The 17778-nt window shown below is 70.9% G+C and carries 11 protein-coding genes; 8 read left to right on the forward strand and 3 right to left on the reverse strand.

All coding sequences use genetic code 11. From position 1 onward, the window contains the following. Positions 1 to 6: 6 nt before the first annotated feature. On the reverse strand, positions 7 to 3954 hold the full coding sequence (locus F9C41_RS32200) for a HEAT repeat domain-containing protein (protein WP_196280050.1): 3948 nt from the start codon (positions 3952 to 3954) through the stop codon (positions 7 to 9). A 436-nt stretch (positions 3955 to 4390) separates the two neighbouring features. On the opposite strand from F9C41_RS32200, the gene F9C41_RS32205 reads away from it, so the two are divergent. The 5 genes from F9C41_RS32205 to fxsT all read left to right on the forward strand — a co-directional run bounded on the left by F9C41_RS32205 (position 4391) and on the right by fxsT (position 13101). Continuing rightward, entirely contained in the window at positions 4391 to 4564 is a 174-nt protein-coding gene (locus tag F9C41_RS32205) for a hypothetical protein (protein ID WP_155390572.1), read from the forward strand. 5 nt (positions 4565 to 4569) lie between these two features. After that, a complete protein-coding gene (locus F9C41_RS32210) occupies positions 4570 to 6933 on the forward strand; it encodes an FxsB family cyclophane-forming radical SAM/SPASM peptide maturase (RefSeq protein ID WP_155390573.1) in 2364 nt (787 codons plus the stop codon). Continuing rightward, on the forward strand, positions 6921 to 7730 hold the full coding sequence (locus F9C41_RS32215; RefSeq protein WP_155390574.1) for an AAC(3) family N-acetyltransferase: 810 nt from the start codon (positions 6921 to 6923) through the stop codon (positions 7728 to 7730). Before F9C41_RS32210 ends, F9C41_RS32215 begins: the two co-directional genes overlap by 13 nt. A 194-nt stretch (positions 7731 to 7924) precedes the next feature. Then, positions 7925 to 9160, forward strand: coding sequence for an FxsC protein (gene fsxC, locus F9C41_RS32220; RefSeq protein WP_155390575.1), 1236 nt, complete (start codon positions 7925 to 7927; stop codon positions 9158 to 9160). Then, positions 9157 to 13101: an FxSxx-COOH system tetratricopeptide repeat protein gene (fxsT, locus tag F9C41_RS32225; protein ID WP_155390576.1), complete on the forward strand. Its 3945-nt coding sequence runs from the start codon at positions 9157 to 9159 to the stop codon at positions 13099 to 13101. The genes fsxC and fxsT overlap by 4 nt, the downstream gene beginning before the upstream one ends. Before the next feature lie 19 nt (positions 13102 to 13120). On the opposite strand, the gene F9C41_RS32230 is transcribed toward fxsT, so the two are convergent. Further along, positions 13121 to 14023: an alpha/beta fold hydrolase gene (locus F9C41_RS32230; protein ID WP_407924757.1), complete on the reverse strand. Its 903-nt coding sequence runs from the start codon at positions 14021 to 14023 to the stop codon at positions 13121 to 13123. 331 nt (positions 14024 to 14354) lie between these two features. On the opposite strand from F9C41_RS32230, the gene F9C41_RS32235 reads away from it, so the two are divergent. Then, positions 14355 to 15260: an alpha/beta fold hydrolase gene (locus tag F9C41_RS32235; RefSeq protein ID WP_155390578.1), complete on the forward strand. Its 906-nt coding sequence runs from the start codon at positions 14355 to 14357 to the stop codon at positions 15258 to 15260. A 59-nt stretch (positions 15261 to 15319) separates the two neighbouring features. Continuing rightward, positions 15320 to 16210, forward strand: coding sequence for a ParA family protein (locus F9C41_RS32240; protein ID WP_407924758.1), 891 nt, complete (start codon positions 15320 to 15322; stop codon positions 16208 to 16210). 82 nt (positions 16211 to 16292) lie between these two features. Here the strand turns inward: F9C41_RS32240 and F9C41_RS32245 are convergent, their stop codons facing one another. After that, positions 16293 to 17096: an SGNH/GDSL hydrolase family protein gene (locus F9C41_RS32245; RefSeq protein WP_155390580.1), complete on the reverse strand. Its 804-nt coding sequence runs from the start codon at positions 17094 to 17096 to the stop codon at positions 16293 to 16295. 328 nt (positions 17097 to 17424) lie between these two features. Here F9C41_RS32245 and F9C41_RS32250 point away from each other — a divergent pair, with 328 nt between their 5' ends. Then, entirely contained in the window at positions 17425 to 17769 is a 345-nt protein-coding gene (locus F9C41_RS32250) for a cupin domain-containing protein (protein WP_155390581.1), read from the forward strand. The last annotated feature ends 9 nt before the right edge of the window (positions 17770 to 17778 follow it).

Genomic DNA, 17778 nt, shown 5'->3' on the forward strand with positions numbered 1-17778 from the left:
CCGGGCTCAGGCCGCGGGGTCGGTCGGGCGGGCGGCCAGCGCGAGCGCCGCAGTGTGGCGCACCTCCTCGTCGGAGTCGGTGTCGGCGCGTTCGCGCAGCGCGGTCAGCGCACTCGGCTGGTCGGGCCAGCGGTCGGCGAGCGCCTGTGTGGCGGCCTGCCGGACCGCGGGATGAGTGTCACGGGTCGCGCGGTCGATGGTCAGCGACAGGCTCCGGTCGTCGTACGTCCAGCCGAGCACGACGGTGCGCAGCAACTCCAGCCGCACGGGCGGGCGTTCGTCGGCTGCGGCCCGCTCGACCAGGAGGGTCAGCGTGGCGGGGTCGTCGTGCCGGTGCGCGGCGATGGCCTGCAGCGCGGTGTGCCGGACGTAGCCGTCCGGGTCGGCGACGGCGCGTTCGCGCAGCAGCGGCAGGGTGCCGGGGTGGTCGTGCCAGTCCGCGGCCAGCGCCTGCACCGCGGCCGTGCGGACGTGGTGGTGCCGGTCGGCGGTGCTGTCACGCAGCGCGGGCAGGGTCGCGTCGTCGTCGGGCCAGCCGTTGGCGAGGCTCCAGACCGCGGCCCGGCGCACGTTCTCCCGCGGGTCGCCGCTCATCCGCTCACGCAGGAACACCGGCGTGTCCGGGTCGTCGCGCCAGTGCGCGGCGATCGCGCGCAGGGCGGCCCGGCGCACGTGCGCGCTCCGGTCGGCCAGGGCCAACTCGCGCAGCCAGGCCAGGGTACGGAGGTCACCCGGCCACCCGGCGACGATCGCCTGCACGGCGGCGTGCCGCACGTCGGCGTCGGGGTCCTCCACGGTGCGGTCGTGCAGCCACAGCCGGGTCGCGTTGTCGCGCCGGCCCGCAGCGACGGTCTGCAGTGCGGCCCGGCGTACCCCGAGGGAGTCGTCACCGGACGCCTTCTCCCGCAGCCAGGCCGACGTGTCGGGCGAGGGCGTCCGGGCATCGGCGATCATCCGCACCGCGGTCCGGCGGACCTGCTCGTCGGCGGCGGTGTCCGCGACCTGGCGCAGCCAGGGCAGCGTACGCGGATCCTCGCGGCGCGGGTCGGCGACGGCCCGGACCGCCGCCTGACGAACCTCCGGGCTCGGGTCGTAGGCGGCGATGGCGCGCAGCCGCTCGGGCAGCTCGACGTCGCCGACCCCGACCGTGTGCAGCGCGTCGATCGCGGCCTCCCGCACGTCGGCGCTGGGGTCGTCGGCGGCGCGGTCGGCCAGCAGCGCCGACGTGTCGGCCCGCTCGGGCCAACCGGCGGCGATCGCCTGCAGCGCGGTCTGCCGGATGCCAGGGTTCCGGTCGTCGACCTGGGCACGCAGCCAGGGCAGCGTCACCAGGTCGGTGCGCCAGCCTTCGGCGACGAGCTTCGTCGCGGCGCGGCGGACGTCGATGCTGCCGTCGATCTCCGCGCGGGTGCGCAGCAGCCGCAGCGTCGCGATGTCACGCGGACGGATCGCGGCGACCGCCCGCAGCGCGGTCGCGCGCACGTCCTCCGACTCGTCCTCGACGGCCCACCGGCGCAGCCGTTCGACCGTCGACGGGTCACCGGACGTGTAGTCGGCCACCGCCTGCACGGCGGCATGCCGTACGTGGCCGGACGCGGACTCCTCGGCCAGTTCACGCAGCAGGCGCAGGGTGCCGGGATCCTCGCGGCGGCCGTGGGCGATCGCGTGCAGGGCGGATCGGCGGACCTCCTCGTGGCGGTCGGCGACGGCGGTCCGGCGCAGCAGGGCCGCGGTCTGCGGGTCGTCGGGCCGCGCGGCGGCGATGGCCTGCACGGCGGTGAGCCGCACCGCCGGGTCCGGATCGGTGCCGGCCCGGTCCCGGACCAGGGCCACCCCGTCGGCGTCGTCCGACCAGGCCGTCGCGACGGCCCATACCGCCGCCTGCCGGTGATGGACGCTCCAGCCGTGGTAGGCCTTGGTGCGCAGGAACTGGTACAGCGCCGGGTCGTCGCCGAGCAGCGCCAAGGCCAGCCGGGTGGCCAGCGCGCTGGTGGTCGGATCGTCGGTGTCGACGAGCCCGCTGCGGGTGTACCAGGCCAGGTAGCGTTCCCGCCCCGGCCAGTGCCCAGCGGACGCCGCGAGGACCGGCAGCGCACTCCGTTCGACCGCGCGGTTCAGCGCGTCGTCGAAGTCATGAGCCACCCGCCGGTGCGCCACCGTGAGCACCCTGATGACCTGGTCGACCGCGGCCCGGCAGGCGTCGGCCGCGGCCACGCCGGTGCGGCCCAGCTCGCCGAGGCACCGGATGGCCAGCAGCACGTGCTGCGGTTCGGCATGGTCATCGGCGGCCCAGTGCGGGTCGGCGGCCAGCATGCGCGCCACCGCCCGCGCCGCCATCCGCTCGTGGAGCAGGCCGGCGGTCAGCACGAGCACCTCGTGCCAGGCCGGGTCGCGCCAGCGGGTGCCGAAGAGGTCCTCGACGAGTTCGGTCTCGGTGATGCTGTGTTCGTCGTTGAACCGCTGGCAGATGTCGTCGGCGACGAGGTACTCGAGGAACGAGCGGTGCACGAAGCCGTACACGTCGTCGCCGAACTGGCTGAGGATGAAGTTGCGTTCGTGGAACTGCCGCAGCATCGCGTTGGCGGCATACTTGGCACGGTCGACGGTGAGGCCGCTGTCGCGGCTGCGCAGGTAGCCGGTTATCTCGTCGATCAGCTCCGGTTCGGAGATGAAATTGCCGGCCAGGCCCCCCGGCGCGTGCTGCATCCGCCGCGCGACCAGCCGCAGCAGCTGCAAGCGGTCTCGCGCGTTGAGGAAGGGCAGCGCCCGGTCTGCCTGCGGTGGACGCAGCTGCTTGCCCCGATCCCACTGCTCCACCAGCACGCCCACCGCGTGGCGGTAGACGGAGACGCGGTCGCGAGGCAACTTCCGGCGCCTGCCCATGATGGCGAGAATGGTGAGCAGCAGGGGATTGCCCGCCAGCTCCCGCACCGCCGCGGAGCCGTCGATGGCCGTCAGCAGACTGCCGGTCAGCCGGGCGGCCTTCGCCGGGTCCTGGGGAAAGGTCGCGCGGTACCACCGGGTGACGAACGCCCCGATCTGGTCGCGGTCGAGGTCGGCCAGCTTGTGCCGGGTGAACCCCGGCAGCACCGTGCTCTGGTCGTCCAGCGGCCGGGACGTGACGACGACGCGGGTGCGGGGGAAGCGCTCGGCGAACCACGCGATCTCCTGCGCGGTCTGCTCCCGGGTGTCGGGGTCGAACACCTCGTCCAGACCGTCGAAGATGACGAGCGCTCGGCCGTCCTCGGCGAGATACTGCTCCAGCTGCTGCTTGGGCAGTCCGGCGCCCTCCTTGTGATGCAGGTGGTCCAGGAAGTCGAGAAAGGTCCCACCGCCGCGCTGGGTGAATTTGCGCAGCTCGACCAGCACCGGCAGCCACCCCGACAGGGCCCGCAGCGAGCCGTCCGGGTCGTCGTCGGCCAGGGTGAGCGCGACGTATCTCGCCAGGGTGGACTTGCCCGCCCCGGCGTCACCCAACACCATGAGCCGGTGGCCGTCGCCGGCCAGCAGGTCCAGCACCGGGGCGGCCTGCCGCTGCTGGAACGCCTGCCGGGCGCGTTCCAGGTCGGCGTGGTCGATGCCCTCCGGCAGGTGGCGGACGGGCGCCGTCTCGTCCGCCGCGAGCTGGAGCACCAGTTCGCGGGGCAGTTCCAGCAGCGGCGGGTCGGCCTGTGCGGACGGCCCGACGAAGATCTCGGCCAGCGAGACGGGCGGATTCTCGTCCCGCTCGGGTCGGGGCGTCAGCACACCGATGTCCAGCTCCCGATAGCGCTGCCGCATCCGGTCCAGATAGCCCGATCGCACGGTCGCCAGTGGTTCGGGCTGACCGCCGTCCGCGGATGACGGCTGGTCCTCGCCCGGCCGGCCGTCGGCGGGATCGGCGGTCTCCGCCGCCCAGGCCGCGAGCGGCAGCGTGATCACGGCCATGACGGCACCCGCGATGGCGGATCCCATGTCGGAAGTGAGGCCGAAAACGCCCTGGCACAGCGCCCACGCCCCGGAGAATGTCACCGGGCCGACCATGGATACGACGGCCCACCGACGTCTAGTTGAGATCACCTTCACCCACCGGTCGCACCGAGTCCGGACGTCCTCCATGGCAACACATGCAATCAACGAAAGTCGATAGCATGATCGGCCCGGAAAGAGATCTTGGGCGATGTCGGGCTAACCCGTTCGGTCACCCTGCGTCACACTCGGGGGTGCATTCTCGCGCCGGACGCCTCGTGTGAGTGCTGAGCTCGGCGATTCTAGCGCGGACGGTGGTGTGTAGACCCCATACTGGCCGTGAGGTCGCGGATGTGACCTAACCGTGATCTGACATCTATGTGTATCGCAATGCAGACGTGATGCGCTTGGTCGATCTCTGTGACCATCGTTGGGAGAACCAGTGAAGACAACCGTGCGGGCTGAGAGCAAGGCGGGCTCGTTCGAAAATCTCAGGCGGTTGCATACCCGCACCGCCCAGTCCGACCGGATCGCCGAGGACGCCGCACGTCGCGTCGCCGATCCTCAGCCACGTGCGCAGACCCTGGTGGTGGCCGCCTTCCAGTCGTCGATCTGAACTTCATGCCGGCCGCATCGGCGACATCGCGGCTATGGACCTTGAGCCAGTTCGTGCTCAAGGTCCATAGCCGTTGTGACCTGGCGTGTGATCACTGCTACATGTACGAGCACGCCGACCAGAGCTGGCAGCGGCGGCCCAGAGCGATGTCCCCGGAGACTTTGCGGGTCACCGCTGAGCGAATCGCCGAACACGCGGCCGCGCACCGGCTCCACAGCGTCCGGGTGGTGATCCACGGTGGCGAGCCGCTCCTGCTCGGACCCGCCACGCTGGGTGAGCGACTGGCCGGTCTGCGTGCCGCGATCGATCCGGTGACCAAGCTCGACCTTCGTATGCAGACCAACGGCGTGCTGTTGTCCGAGGCCTTCTGCGAGGTGCTCGCCGAGCACGATGTCATGGTCGGCGTCTCGCTCGACGGCGACCGCGCCGCCAACGACCTGCATCGCCGCTACGCCAACGGCGCCAGCAGCTACGACAAGGTCCGCAATGCCCTGGCGCTGCTGCGTCGTCCGGAGTACCGGCGGCTCTACGCGGGCATTCTCTGCACGATCGATGTTCGCGCGGACCCGATCGCTGTGTACGAGGCCCTGCTCGCCGAGGAGCCGCCGCGCCTCGACCTGCTGCTGCCGCATGCGACCTGGGACGCGCCGCCACTGCGGCCCGACGGCGACCGCACGCCGTACGCCACCTGGCTGCGCCGGATCTACGACCGGTGGACCGCGGACGGCCGCCCGGTCCCGATCCGGATGTTCGACTCCGTCCTGTCCACCGCCGTAGGCGGTCCCAGCGGCGGCGAGCAGCTGGGCCTGGACCCGGTGGACCTTGCGGTCGTGGAGACCGACGGCGAGTGGGAGCAGGGCGACTCACTCAAGATCGCTTTCGAGGGCGGTCCCGCCACCGGGCTCACCGTGTTCACGCACAGCGTGGACGAGGTCGCGGTCCTACCCGAGATAGTCCGGCGGCAGGGCGGTGTCGAGCAGCTCAGCGCCGAGTGCCAGGCGTGCCCGGTGGTGCGCCAATGCGGTGGCGGGCTGTTCGCTCACCGATACCGCACCGGCAGCGGTTTCGATAACCCGTCCGTGTTCTGTGCGGATCTGAAGGAGTTCATCCAGATCATGAATACCTCCGTCGCACCAGCGGCCGGGTCTGCCGCCGCGCTGTCCGGCGCAGATCCGCTGTCCGAGCTGATCGACCAGATCGGATCCGGGTTCGGTGACGAGGCAACCATGCTGGAACTCGCCGACACCCAGCTGCTGATGACACTCAAGCTGTTGAAGCGGGTGGCGGACGCTGGTCCACACCCGTACGCCGGTGAGGGCTGGAAGGTGCTGCAGTGGCTGGACGGTGAGCACCCGGAGGCGGTCGGCGCGGTGCTGGCCCACCCCTACGTGCGGGCATGGGCGGTGCGCTGCCTGACGGCCCGTGAGGAAACGGCTCCCGCGGCCATGGCGCTCGCTCCGCGCGGCGGAACCGGGCGCGACGACGCCGGCTATCTGAACTCCCTGGCCGCTGCTGCCGCGTTGCGCGCTGGGCTGGAGACGGAGCTGCAGGTGCCGGTCTTCGCAGGCCGAGTGCACCTGCCGACGGTGGGCACCGGGTATCTGCCTTCGCCGGCGGGCGACGTTGCGCGGCTCTCGTCGACCGGGCGGGGATTCATCCTGCGCGCGGGGACCGTCGAAGTGGACATCGACGACATCGCCACGGCCGGTCTGGCGTGGCAGCCCGCGCGGTTGCTGGAGACCGCCGGACTGGCCGTGCTCATCGAGGACGGCGATCCCTACCGGGACTGCCACCAGTGGACGCCCGCTGAGCGGATCTCCGCGGCGGAGGACCTGTGCTGGCGCGAGCACCTCACGCAGGCCTGGCGGCTCATCCGCGACGACGCCGCGGAGTACGTGCCGGGTCTGCAGCTCGGGCTGCGTACGGTGGCGCCGCTGGTGGCCGAACCGGGCGGACTGATGCGGGCCTCCACGTCCCGGGACGCCTTCGGCTCGGTGGCCTCGGTGCTGGCCGAGCCCGCCGAGCTCGCGGTGATCCTGGTGCACGAGTTCCAGCACGGGAAGCTGGGCGCGCTGCTGGACATGTGCGAACTGCTCGATCCGCGTCGCACCGAGCGGTTCGTCATTCCGTGGCGGGCGGATCCGCGCCCGCTGGAGGGCGTGCTGCAGGGTACCTACGCGCACATCGCGGTGGCGGACATGTGGCGGCGCCGCGCGGATCAGTCCGCCAAGGCGCGCGAGCACTACCTGGACTATCGTGCCTGGAGCGAGGCGGGGCTGGACGTGCTGCTGCGCAGCGGTGCGCTCACCGCGCCCGGCGCGCGGCTGGTGGAGGCGATGGCCCGGGCGGTGGCCGGATGGGCGGTCTGACCGCGACGCGGCTGCGCACGGCCCACGATCAGGCGAGTCTGGTGCGGGATCTGGCCGCGCTGGGCCTGCCCGCGGGGCGGGACGTGTTGATCCACTGCTCCCTGCGGCGGCTCGGCCGGGTCGACGGCGGGCCGGCTGCGCTGCTGGACGCGGTACGCGAGGTCATCGGTCCGCGGGCGACGGTCGTCGTGCCGACGCAGACGGCGGACAATTCAACGACGAGTCGCGCATTCCGCGTGGCCACCGAAGGCATGGACGCCGCCGGTCGGGCCGCATATGAATCGGCGTTGAAAGGCTTCGACCGCGATGCGACTCCATCGTATGGGATGGGCGCGTTCGCCGAACACGTGCGGCGTCATCCCGGCGCGATGCGCAGTGCCCACCCGCAGACCTCTTTCGCCGCACTCGGTCCCCGTGCGGAGTCGCTGACGGCGGGGCACCTCATGGAGAGCCATCTGGGCGAGCAGTCCCCGCTGGCGGGTCTGTATGCGGCCGGTGCGGTGACCCTGCTGCTCGGCGTCGGCTACGAGGCCTGCACCGCCCTTCACCTGGCCGAATACCGCCTGCGCACCCCCCGGCCGACCCGGTGGTACCGGTGTTATGTCAACGTCGGGGGCCGGCGCGTGGGACACGACTTCCTCGGGGCCGATCTGGACGACAGCTCATTCCCGGAGCTGGGCGCGGCAATGGACGGCAGACCATTCGTGCGCCGTAGGGCGTTCGGCGACGCCGAGGCCAGGCTCATCGACATCCGTGCCGCAGTGGATTTCGCCGCCGACTGGTTGAGTGATCGTTAAGTTCATTCATGTACAGACGTAGATATCGGCACTAGACTATTCCCTCTATGCTGGCGCGTAGCCGGATGACGGGAGTGCCGAATGCGCGGCGGGACGTCCACGGCTGCCCAGGTGTCCCGATCGTCGTGCCACAGCGCCGGCGGTGAGGCACCACGGGCCGCGCAGGCCGACCGCCCGCGCGAGTGGGCGGGCTCGTGACGGCCGCCGAATCCGCGCCGGAGATATGTTTCTTCCTCAGCTACGCCCGCCCGCCGTCGGCGGCGGGCGAGCACTGGGTGCGCATGTTCTTCAAGGAGCTGCAGGCGCAGGTCGCCCACGAGGCGCGCCGGGCGGGCCGGCTGCAGCCGGGCGGGGAGCTCGGGCAGGGGTTCGCGGACTTCCTGCCGCGCGGACCCGAGCGCGACACCGCCGTGGCACGGGCCCTCGGCTCCGCCCGGGTCCTGGTCCCGCTGTACTCGCCGGAATATCTCGAACGTTCGACGACCCGCCGGGAGAGGGCCACCTTCCTGCAACGGGTGATGAACGGGTCGGACAGCCCGCCCTGGTGGCGCATCCAGGCGGTGCTCTGGACGCCGGTGAGCGCCACCGGGCACGTCTCCGACCTGTCCCGGTCGCTGGAACTGGGCGAGGACTTCCCGGAGTACGCCCGGCACGGGCTGGAGGCGATGCGCCGGCTCAGCGAGCACCGGGAACACTACGACGCGGTGGTGCGGCGGCTCGCCGGACGGATCGTCGCCGCGGCGCACCAGCCACTGCCGGTCGCCGCCGAGCCGGTCGCCGAGGCCGAGCTGCCGGGCGAGGCGCCCGCGGACGCCACCACGCCGTTCGTGATCGCCGTGGTGGCACCCTCGGAGGGGGAGCTCCCGGCGCAGCGGCTGCCCGCCTGCTACGGGTTGCACAGCGTGCTCTGGCGGCCGTACCGCACCAGCCAGCTGCTCGGCATCGCCGACCGGACGGCACAGGTCGCCCGGCAGTTCCGGATGCCGGACCGGATCGTCGACTTCGCCGACCGGGATCACCTGCTCGTGATGTATCCGGGCGTGATCCTGATCGACCCGTGGATCCTCGCCCGCGAGGACGGCCGCAGGCGGTTGCAGGCCGCCGTCGAGATCGCGGTGTCGCGGCAGTGGGTGACCCTGATGGTCGTCGTCGACCGCAACGACCCGCAGTACGCCGGACGTGGCTCGGATCTGGCGCGGGAGGCGATGAGCATGGCGAGTGCGGCACAGGGCAGCAAGCTGACGCGTGAGGCACTCGAGTTCGAGCAGAACATCAGCAAGGTGGTGGCCCGCAACCGGCGGCGTTACCTGAGCGAGCGCCCCCCGCCCGACGGGCCGCCACCGACGCCGCGACCGCGGCTGCGCGACCCGGACGACACCGGCGACCCGGCCGACCCCGGGCCGGACCCCACTGTGGGAGAGGACCGATGACAGACAATCGCGACGGTCAGGTTGTCACCTTCTACTCCTACAAGGGCGGCACCGGCCGCACCATGGCGCTGGCCAACGTCGCCTGGATCCTGGCCGCGAACGGCAAGCGGGTCCTGGTGGTGGATTGGGACCTCGAGTCGCCCGGGCTGCACCGGTTCTTCACCCCGTTCATCGGCGCCACGGTGCTGTCCAGCACCGGCGGGGTGATCGACTTGATCCGCGACTACGAGTGGGCGACCACCCGGGAAGGGCGCCGCCAGGGCGAGAGCGGCACCTGGCACGAGCGCTACGGGTCCTATGCCAGCGTGCAGAAGTACTCGTTCTCGCTGGACTGGCGCCGCTTCCCGCCCGGCGGGACGCTGGACTTCCTCTCCGCGGGCCTGCAGAACCACGAGTACGCCTCGACCCTGGCCGGGATGAACTGGGACGACTTCTACGAGAACCAGGACGGCGGCCAGTTCTTCGACGCGCTGCGCGCGGACATGAAGCGGCACTACGACTACACGCTGATCGACAGCCGCACCGGCCTGAGCGACGTCGCCGACATCTGCACCATCCACCTTCCGGATGTGCTGGTCGACTGCTTCACCCTCAGCGACCAGGGCATCGACGGCTCGGCGCAGGTGGCCCGGACCATCCAGGGCAAGTACGGCGAGCGCAACATCCGGATCCTGCCGGTGCCGATGCGGGTCGACCCGGCGGAGAAGGGCAAGGCGGACGCCGGGCGCACCGTCGCCCGGCAGCGGTTCACCGGCCTGCCCGCGGACATGTCCGATGCGGAGCGGCACGCGTACTGGAGCGCCATGCAGGTGCCGTACCAGGCCTACTACGCGTACGAGGAGTCGCTGGCCACGTTCGGCGACGACCCGGGCGCGCTGGGCACGCTGCTGCATTCGTACGAGCTGCTGACGTCGCACATCACCCTGGGCGAGGTCGCCGAGCTGCCGCCGCTGGAGGACGCGGTACGCAGCCGCGTCGCCGCCCGCTTCGAGCGCCGTCCCACCGCCATCGAGGACGAGGTGAGCCTGCGTTACGCGCCCGAGGACCAGGTCTGGGCGGAGTGGATCGAGAACATGCTGGTCGCCTCCGGCATGCGGGTGAACAACCCGTGGGCGTCGGGCACCGAGGACGGTGAGGACGCGCCGGCCGGCTCGGCCCGTACCATGACCATCATCTCGCAGGCCAACGCGGACGACGAGGCTGCCGTGGTGTCCCCGGACCACCACACCTCCCGGGCGCCCCTGGCGGTGTACGTCGCCGACATCCCGCCGCTGCTCAATGTCCCGATCTCGCACTCGGCGTTCCTGGCCGGAGTCACCGCCACCACCGCCGCCGAGCGGGTCATGGCGCTGGTCGGCCGGACCGTCACCGAGGCCGAGGAACTGCTGGCGGGCAGCCCGCGCTATCCGGGCGAGGACAGCCGGGTGTTCAACGTGCCGGCGCGAAACACCCGTTTCACCGGCCGCGAGGGCGACCTGCGCAGGCTGCGTGCCCAGCTGCGGGCGCGGGCCCGGGCCACCGTGGTGCTGTCCGGCGCGCAGCCGATCGCGTTGCAGGGCATGGGCGGCATCGGCAAGACCCAGCTGGCCATCGAGTACGCCCACCGGTTCCGTTCGTCCTACGACGTCGTCTGGTGGATCAACGCCGATCAGGTCGGTGACATCGAGAGCTCGCTGGTGGACCTCGGCGGGCAGCTGAGCATCCCGATGGAGTCCTCGACGCCGGAGAACGCCCGCGCCGTACTGCAGGCGCTGAGCCGCGGCAAGCTGCGCTGGCTGCTGATCCTCGACAACGCCGAGGATCCGGATGCGATGGAGCGGCTGCTCAAGTACACCCAGGGCCGGGTGCTGATCACGTCGCGGAATCCGTCCTGGGGCGAGTGGGCGACGCCCATGCAGGTCGACGTGTTCCAGCGGCGGGAGAGCGTCAACCACCTCAGCCAGCGTGTGCCGTCGATCGTGCCCGACGAGGCGTACCAGATCGCGGAGCTGCTCGGCGACCTGCCGATCGCGATCGCGGCCGCGGGCGCCTGGCTCGCCGACACCGGCACCCGTCCGGAGGAGTATCTGCGGCTGATCCAGAGCCGTGGCGCCAGCGCCGTGCTGGAGGCCGCGTCCGAGGAGGTCGAACGCACCTGGGACCTGTCGCTGAGCCGGCTTCGCGAGCGTTCGCAGGCGGCGTACCGGCTGTTCCAGCTGTGCTCGGTGCTGGCACCGGAGATCTCGCTGGAACTCATCTACAGCGACCGGCTCGCCGCCGCGCTGGAGCCGTTCGACCCCAGCGTCACCGAGCCCATGGTCCGGCAGTCCCTGGTGCAGCAGATCAACCGACTGGCGCTGCTGCGGGTCGACCAGCGCGGCGAGAGCGGCCAGGGTCGCGACCGCGGCGGTCACATCCTGGTGCACCGGGTCGTGCAGCACGTGGTCCGCTCCCGGATGACCGAGCAGGAGGTCGTCGAGGCGCGCCGGCAGGTGCAGCAGGTCCTCGCGGCGGCCCGTCCCGACGGCGAGGTCGACGACCCGAAGACGTGGCACCGGTTCCGCCTGCTGTGGCCGCATCTCGACGTGTCCGATGCGATCAACAGCTCGGACGAGGGCGTGCGACGGCTGCTCATCGACCGCCTGCGCTACCAGTGGCTGCTGGGCGACCTGGCCTCCGGCCGGGTCCGCGGCGAGCAGATCAGCCAGAACTGGGCGGCGCGCCTGGACACGCTCACCGACGAGGCCGAGCGCACCCGACTGCTGCGACAGCTGCTCCACCTGCGCTTCAACCTGGCCAACATCCTCCGCGAGCAGGGCCTGTTGGAGGAGGCGAAGGCCATGAACGAGGCGGTGCTGGCCGAGCAGGAGCGCCTGCTCGGTCCCGAGCACCCGCACACGCTGATGACCGCGGGCGGTCTGGCCGCGGACCTGCGCGGCCTCGGCCGCTACCAGGAGGCGCTGGAGCGGGACACGGTCACCTACGGGTCCTGGCTGGAGAGATTCGGCGACGACTACCCGCGCACTCTCGCCGCGCTCAACAACCTCGCCACCACCTACCGGCTCATGGGCGACTTCCGCGCCGCCCGCGACCGTGACGAGCAGGTGTACCGGCGTAGCCGGATCGTGCGCGGGGAGAGCCACTTCAACACCCTCAACTCGCTCGGCAACATCGCCCGCGACGTGCGGGACGGGGGCGACTACGAGCGGTCGGTGGCGATGCTGCGCACGGTGCACGAGTCGTACGTGGCCGTGCACGGCGAGGAGGCCAAGGGCGTCCTGATCGCGCTGTCGAACCTGGCGATCTCGCTGCGCAGCGCCGGCCACATCGAGGAGGCGCTGGACCTGCACGAGAGGGCGTACGAACGGCTCAACGAGCGGGTCGGCCCGGAGAACCCGGACACGCTCACCTGCCGGCTCAGCCTCGCGCTGAGCCTGCTGGTGCAGGAGGAGAACGCCCGCGCCGAGCGGGAACTGGAGGCGCTCACCGAGAAGAACCGGGAGAACCTGGGTCCCCGCCACCCGCACGTGCTGGTGTGCCAGTACAACCTGGCCATCGCCTACCGGGTGTCCGGCAAGCCGGAGCGGGCGGTGGAACTGGCCCGGACCGCGGCCGACGGCCTCGACGAGGTGCTGGGCCGGATGCATCCGTATGCGCTGTCGGCGCAGATGAACCTGGCCATCTGCCTGGCTGCCACCGGCGCGGTCGAACCGGCCGCGGTGCTGCTCGACGAGGTCTCCGCGAGGATGGCGGAGGTGCTCGGCCCCGAGCACCCGAACACGCTTCGGTGCGTGGGCAACCGCGCGCTGGTGGCCGCCGACCGCGGCGAGGCCGACGCCGAGGCGCAACTCGCGCGGGTCCTGGAGCGCCTGGTGAAGCGGGTGGGCCCGACGCACCCGATCATCGAGGCACTGCGCCAACGGCGCTACCTCAACCGCATCATCGATCCGCACCCGCTGTGAGGCGGCGGTCGGGTCGGGACTATCGGTGCAGGTAGTCGGGCTGCGCGGTCAGCCAGGCGAGAATCTCCGGCAGCACCTCGACCGCGCCGAAATGCGCGGTGTCGGTGCGCACCTGGACCTCGGCGTGCGGGATCTGCCGTGCCAGCCAGCGGGTGTGCCCGGCGGGGGAGAAGGTGTCGTCCTCGCCGTGCCACAGTTTCACCGGTCCGCCGATGGTGTCGAGGTTGAAGCCCCAGTCCTCACGAAAGGCCAGCACATCGTCGAACCACCCGTACGGACCGCCGCGCAACGCTTCGGTGTAGGTGGCGGCGAGCAGGCGCCGGATGGCGATCCGGTCGACGAAGCGCCGGTCTGCCTCGGCCATCTGGCTGCGCAGCATCTCCAGCAGGCTCTCCGGGTCGTGCAGCACCCGTTCCGCGCGCAGCCGCAGCCGCTCGGCGAGGACGGCCAGGTCGTTGTCGGCGGTCTCGTACTCGTGCACGTTGTCCTGGGCCATGCCGTCGAACCAGTCCAGGCCCTCGGCGTTGGACGGCGCGATGCCGACGAGCACGGCGGTCCGGTGCACCCGCTCGGGCAGTAGCGCCGAGCAGGCCAGCGCGTGCGGCCCACCGCCGGAGCGGCCGACCACGGAGAACCGGTCCAGGCGGAGGTCGTCGGCGATCGCGGCGACGTCGGCCGCGGCGTCGGCGACGCGCCGGCCGGGGTGCCGGTTCGAACCGCCGTATCCCGGCCGGTCATAGCAGATCAGCTTGATGCCGAGCCGGTACAGCACGCTGCTGCGCGGTTTGGGCCCCTGCCGGGAGCCGGGTGTGCCGTGCAGCAGGAAGACCGGTGATCCGTTCGGGGCGCCCGAGACGCTCACCTGCAACAATCTGCCGTCTGGAAGGACAACTTCATGCTCGGTCAGTCGTTGGTGGTGCAAACCTGGAGTCCTCCGTTTGTCTTCCTCGACGACAGTGACGAAGTGAGGGTCTCTCATGCTATCCGATGCATGGAGGTCAAAGTAATGTTGAGCTACGCGATGTTCACTCTCCGCGTTCATTTGTCGAGTTGCCAGGGGTTCTCGCACCTCGGCGCGCCCATCGGCGGCGTCATGTTCTTTCCATTGCCGACGGTGTAGGTTCAGCGAACCCCAGACCGCCACCGCTGGTTGTCGTCTCGCCGGCGGCCTGCCGAGCCGCCGCCCGCGACTCCGCCGGCTGGTTCCGCTGTGCGCGCCATCCCCGCGCGACATCACGAACCGAGGATGTGTGATGGACTCGCTGTACGTGGAGACGCCCGACGGCCGTTGGCTGGCGGTCGAGTCCACCGGAGCCCGCGACGGACGTCCGGTTGTTCTGATGCACGGCACACCGGGCAGCAAGGCTGGTCCCCGACTGCGCTCGATGCTGCTGAACAGTCTGGGGATCTGGCTCATCAGTTACGACCGGCCGGGATACGGCAGCTCGACGCGAAAACAGGGGCGCAGTGTGGCCGACGCCGCCGCCGACGTCGCGGCGATCGCCGATCAGCTGGGGCTGGCGAAGTTCGCGGTGGTGGGCCGCTCGGGTGGTGGCCCGCACGCGCTGGCGTGCGCGGAGCTGCTCGGCGATCGGGTAACCCGGACTGCCGTGCTGGTCAGCCTCGCGCCCGCCACTGCGGATGGCCTGAACTGGTCTGACGGAATGGCGCCTTCGAATGTCGAAGCGTACGAGGAGACGCAGACGGAGGAGGCCCTGATCCACACGCTGACCGATCGGGCGGCGGCAATGCGCGACGATCCGGAGACCATGCTGGACTTCCTGAAACCGCAGATGGGGGAGCAGGACTGGGCGATCGTCGAGGACATGAGGCGACCGTTGCACGAGGCCTACCGCGAGGCCGTGCAAGGAGGGCCGTGGGGGTGGATCGATGACGTCCTCGCCTTCCGCAAGCCCTGGGGATTCGCGCTGACCAGTATCAAGACCCCGGTGCGGCTGTGGCACGGGGATGGCGACACGTTCTCGCCCGTGAGCCACAGCCGCTGGCTGAAGGATCAGATGCCGACCGCGGAACTCGAGATCCAGGTGGGCAAAGGACACTTCGCGGCCATGGAGACGCTGCCACGCATGCTGCAGTGGTGCGTGGGCCAGGCTCAACAACCCGAATCCACGCTCGAGCCGTCTACCGGCGCGGCCTAAGCGCCGTGCCGCCTACCAGCAGACCTCTCGCCAGAACGGAGTCAGGATCGATGGACCGGATGTCGACCGGCCAGGTGGTCACGTTCCACTCGGTCAAGGGTGGAACCGGGCGCACCATGGCGCTGGCCAACGTCGCCTGGATTCTCGCCACCAGCGGCAAGCGAGTGCTGGCCGCCGACTGGAATCTCGTGTCGCCCGGCCTGCACCGGCTGTTCCGGCCGTTCCTGAGGGCGGAGGCTGCCGAGCAGCAGATCGGCGTGATCAACATGGTGCGGGGTTTCGAGGATCAGGCAACGGGCAGCCGCCGGTCGACGGCCCTGAGCGATCAGGTACAGGTCGCGCGCCACGTCATGGCCGTCGACGGCGGATTTCCCGGCGGCGGCGGTATCGACCTCCTCCCGGCAGGCCGGGAGAACACCGACTACGCCGCCCCGCTGAGCGCGATGAACTGGGACCGGTTCTACCACGCGGGTGACGGCGCGAGGTTCTTCGATGCCGTGCGGACACAGCTGCGACGCGACTACGACGTCGCCCTGATCGACGGCTGCAGCGGCCAGGGCGACCTTGCCGACATCTGCACCGCTCACCTTCCGGACACCCTCGTGGCCTGCTTCACCCTCAGTCGCCAGGGCATGGAGAGCGCTGCCACCGCCGCCGCGAAGGTCCAGGAACGGTATCCGCGGATCCGCGTCCTGCCGGTGCCGATGCGGGTCGATCTCGCCGAGCGGCAGAAGGCCGATGCCGGCCGCGCGGTGGCGCGGCGGCTGTTCGCGGGCCTGCCGACCGGCATGACCGAACAGGAGCGGGCGGCGTACTGGCACGCGGTGGAGGTTCCGTACCAGCCTGTTTACGCGTACGAGGACAGGCTTGCCGTGTTCGGCGAGGCGCCGGACGAGAAGAACCGGTTGCGCGAGGCGTTCGAGAATCTGGCCGCCCACCTCACCAGGTGACTGCGGACGGTTGGTGCGTCGTCTACGGCCGAACGAAGGGCGCCTTCGACTCGACATGGCGGGTGAAGGCGCCCTTCGCGCGTCAGGCGGCGGCGGTGCGGAAGACGGGGTAGTAGCCGCCGGAGTGGCCGGTGGCCATGGGGTGGTAGGAGATGCCGAGGCTGGCGAAGTTGAGGGCGTGCAGCCACTTGTCGCCGCTGCAGAGCTGGTGGCCGACGAAGATGGAGCGCACGTCGGCGAAGGTGAACCCGTGGCGGCCGGCGGCGGTGCGGGTGAGGTCGTCGACCAGGTTGATGCCTTCGTTGATCTTCGCGTGGGACGTGGCGCTGAGCCCGACGCACACGGTGCCGAGCTGGTAGAAGACCGGGTAGCCCAGGACCACGACGCGGGCGTTGGGGGCGCGGGAGCGGATCGCGTTGTAGACGTTGTCGAGCAGCCCGGGCAGGCTGGCGCGGGCCTTGTCCTCGGCGGTCTGCACGGCGGCGACGCACTGCGTGGTGCCCTTGAGGGCGCAGGTCGACATGATGTCGGCGAAGCCGACGTCGTTGCCGCCGACGGTGATGCTGACCAGCGTGGTGGAGCTGCTGAGGGCGGACAGCTGCGAGCTGGTGACGCTGGTGGTGGTCGCGCCGGAGCAGGCGACGAAGGCGTACGCGGCGGGGGCGTTGGCGGCGGCCCACAGGGCGGGGTAGGCCTTGGTGCTGCGCTGGCACGCGCCGCTCTCGGAGGTGTAGCTGCCGGCGCCGACGCCGGAGGAGTAGGAGTCGCCGAGGGCGACGTAGCGGACGGTGGAAGCAGCCTGGGCGGGGGTGGCTGCCAGGGCGACCAGCACGGTGAAGGCGGTGGTGAGGCTCGCCGTGAGGGTCAGCAGGCGCGATCGGGTCAAGTCGTCCTCCGGGTCAGGGGTCGATCGATCGCATATAGATATCAGCTGAATCGCCGATTGTGAAGATCCCAATTCGCAAGTGTTGCAAGATGTTTCGGGGGTCTGGTGCGGCCGCGTCAGGATGGCTACATTGGATCCGTTTGCCCAGCCAGTGAGCGTGTTCAGGGGCCTTGCCACCGGCGTGCCACGGGACCGGGCATCGATCGACTCATGACCTGGCAGCGCCGTGGAGCGGCCGCTGCCGGTCAACTTCTTGCAAGAAGCAGCGAGCGACGACCTCGACGCCGTGTTCATGGTCCGAGCCCGACTGCTGGTTAGGCTGACCGCCATGCAGATCATCGAGGGGGCCGGGCGGTGGACGCCGCCGCCGGCGGGCACGGCCAACGACTGGGTGGAGCATCTGAAGACACCCGACCTGTCCGTGGGCACGTACTGCATCCCGGCGGGCGGGCTCGACGACCAGAGCCCGCACACCGAGGACGAGGTCTACGTGGTCACCGCAGGCCGGGCCCGGATCGTGACACCGGGCGGCGAGGCCGCAGTGGGCCCCGGTGCGGTCATCTTCGTACCGGCCGGGGAGGAGCACCGGTTCGTCGACGTCACCGAGGACCTGGCACTGCTGGTGTTCTTCGGCCCGGCCTACGGCTCGCGCGGCCGGAGCGCGGCCGCGTGACGGCCCGGG

The organism is Catellatospora paridis (assembly GCF_009720365.1).
Taxonomy (GTDB): Bacteria; Actinomycetota; Actinomycetes; order Mycobacteriales; family Micromonosporaceae; genus Catellatospora; species Catellatospora paridis.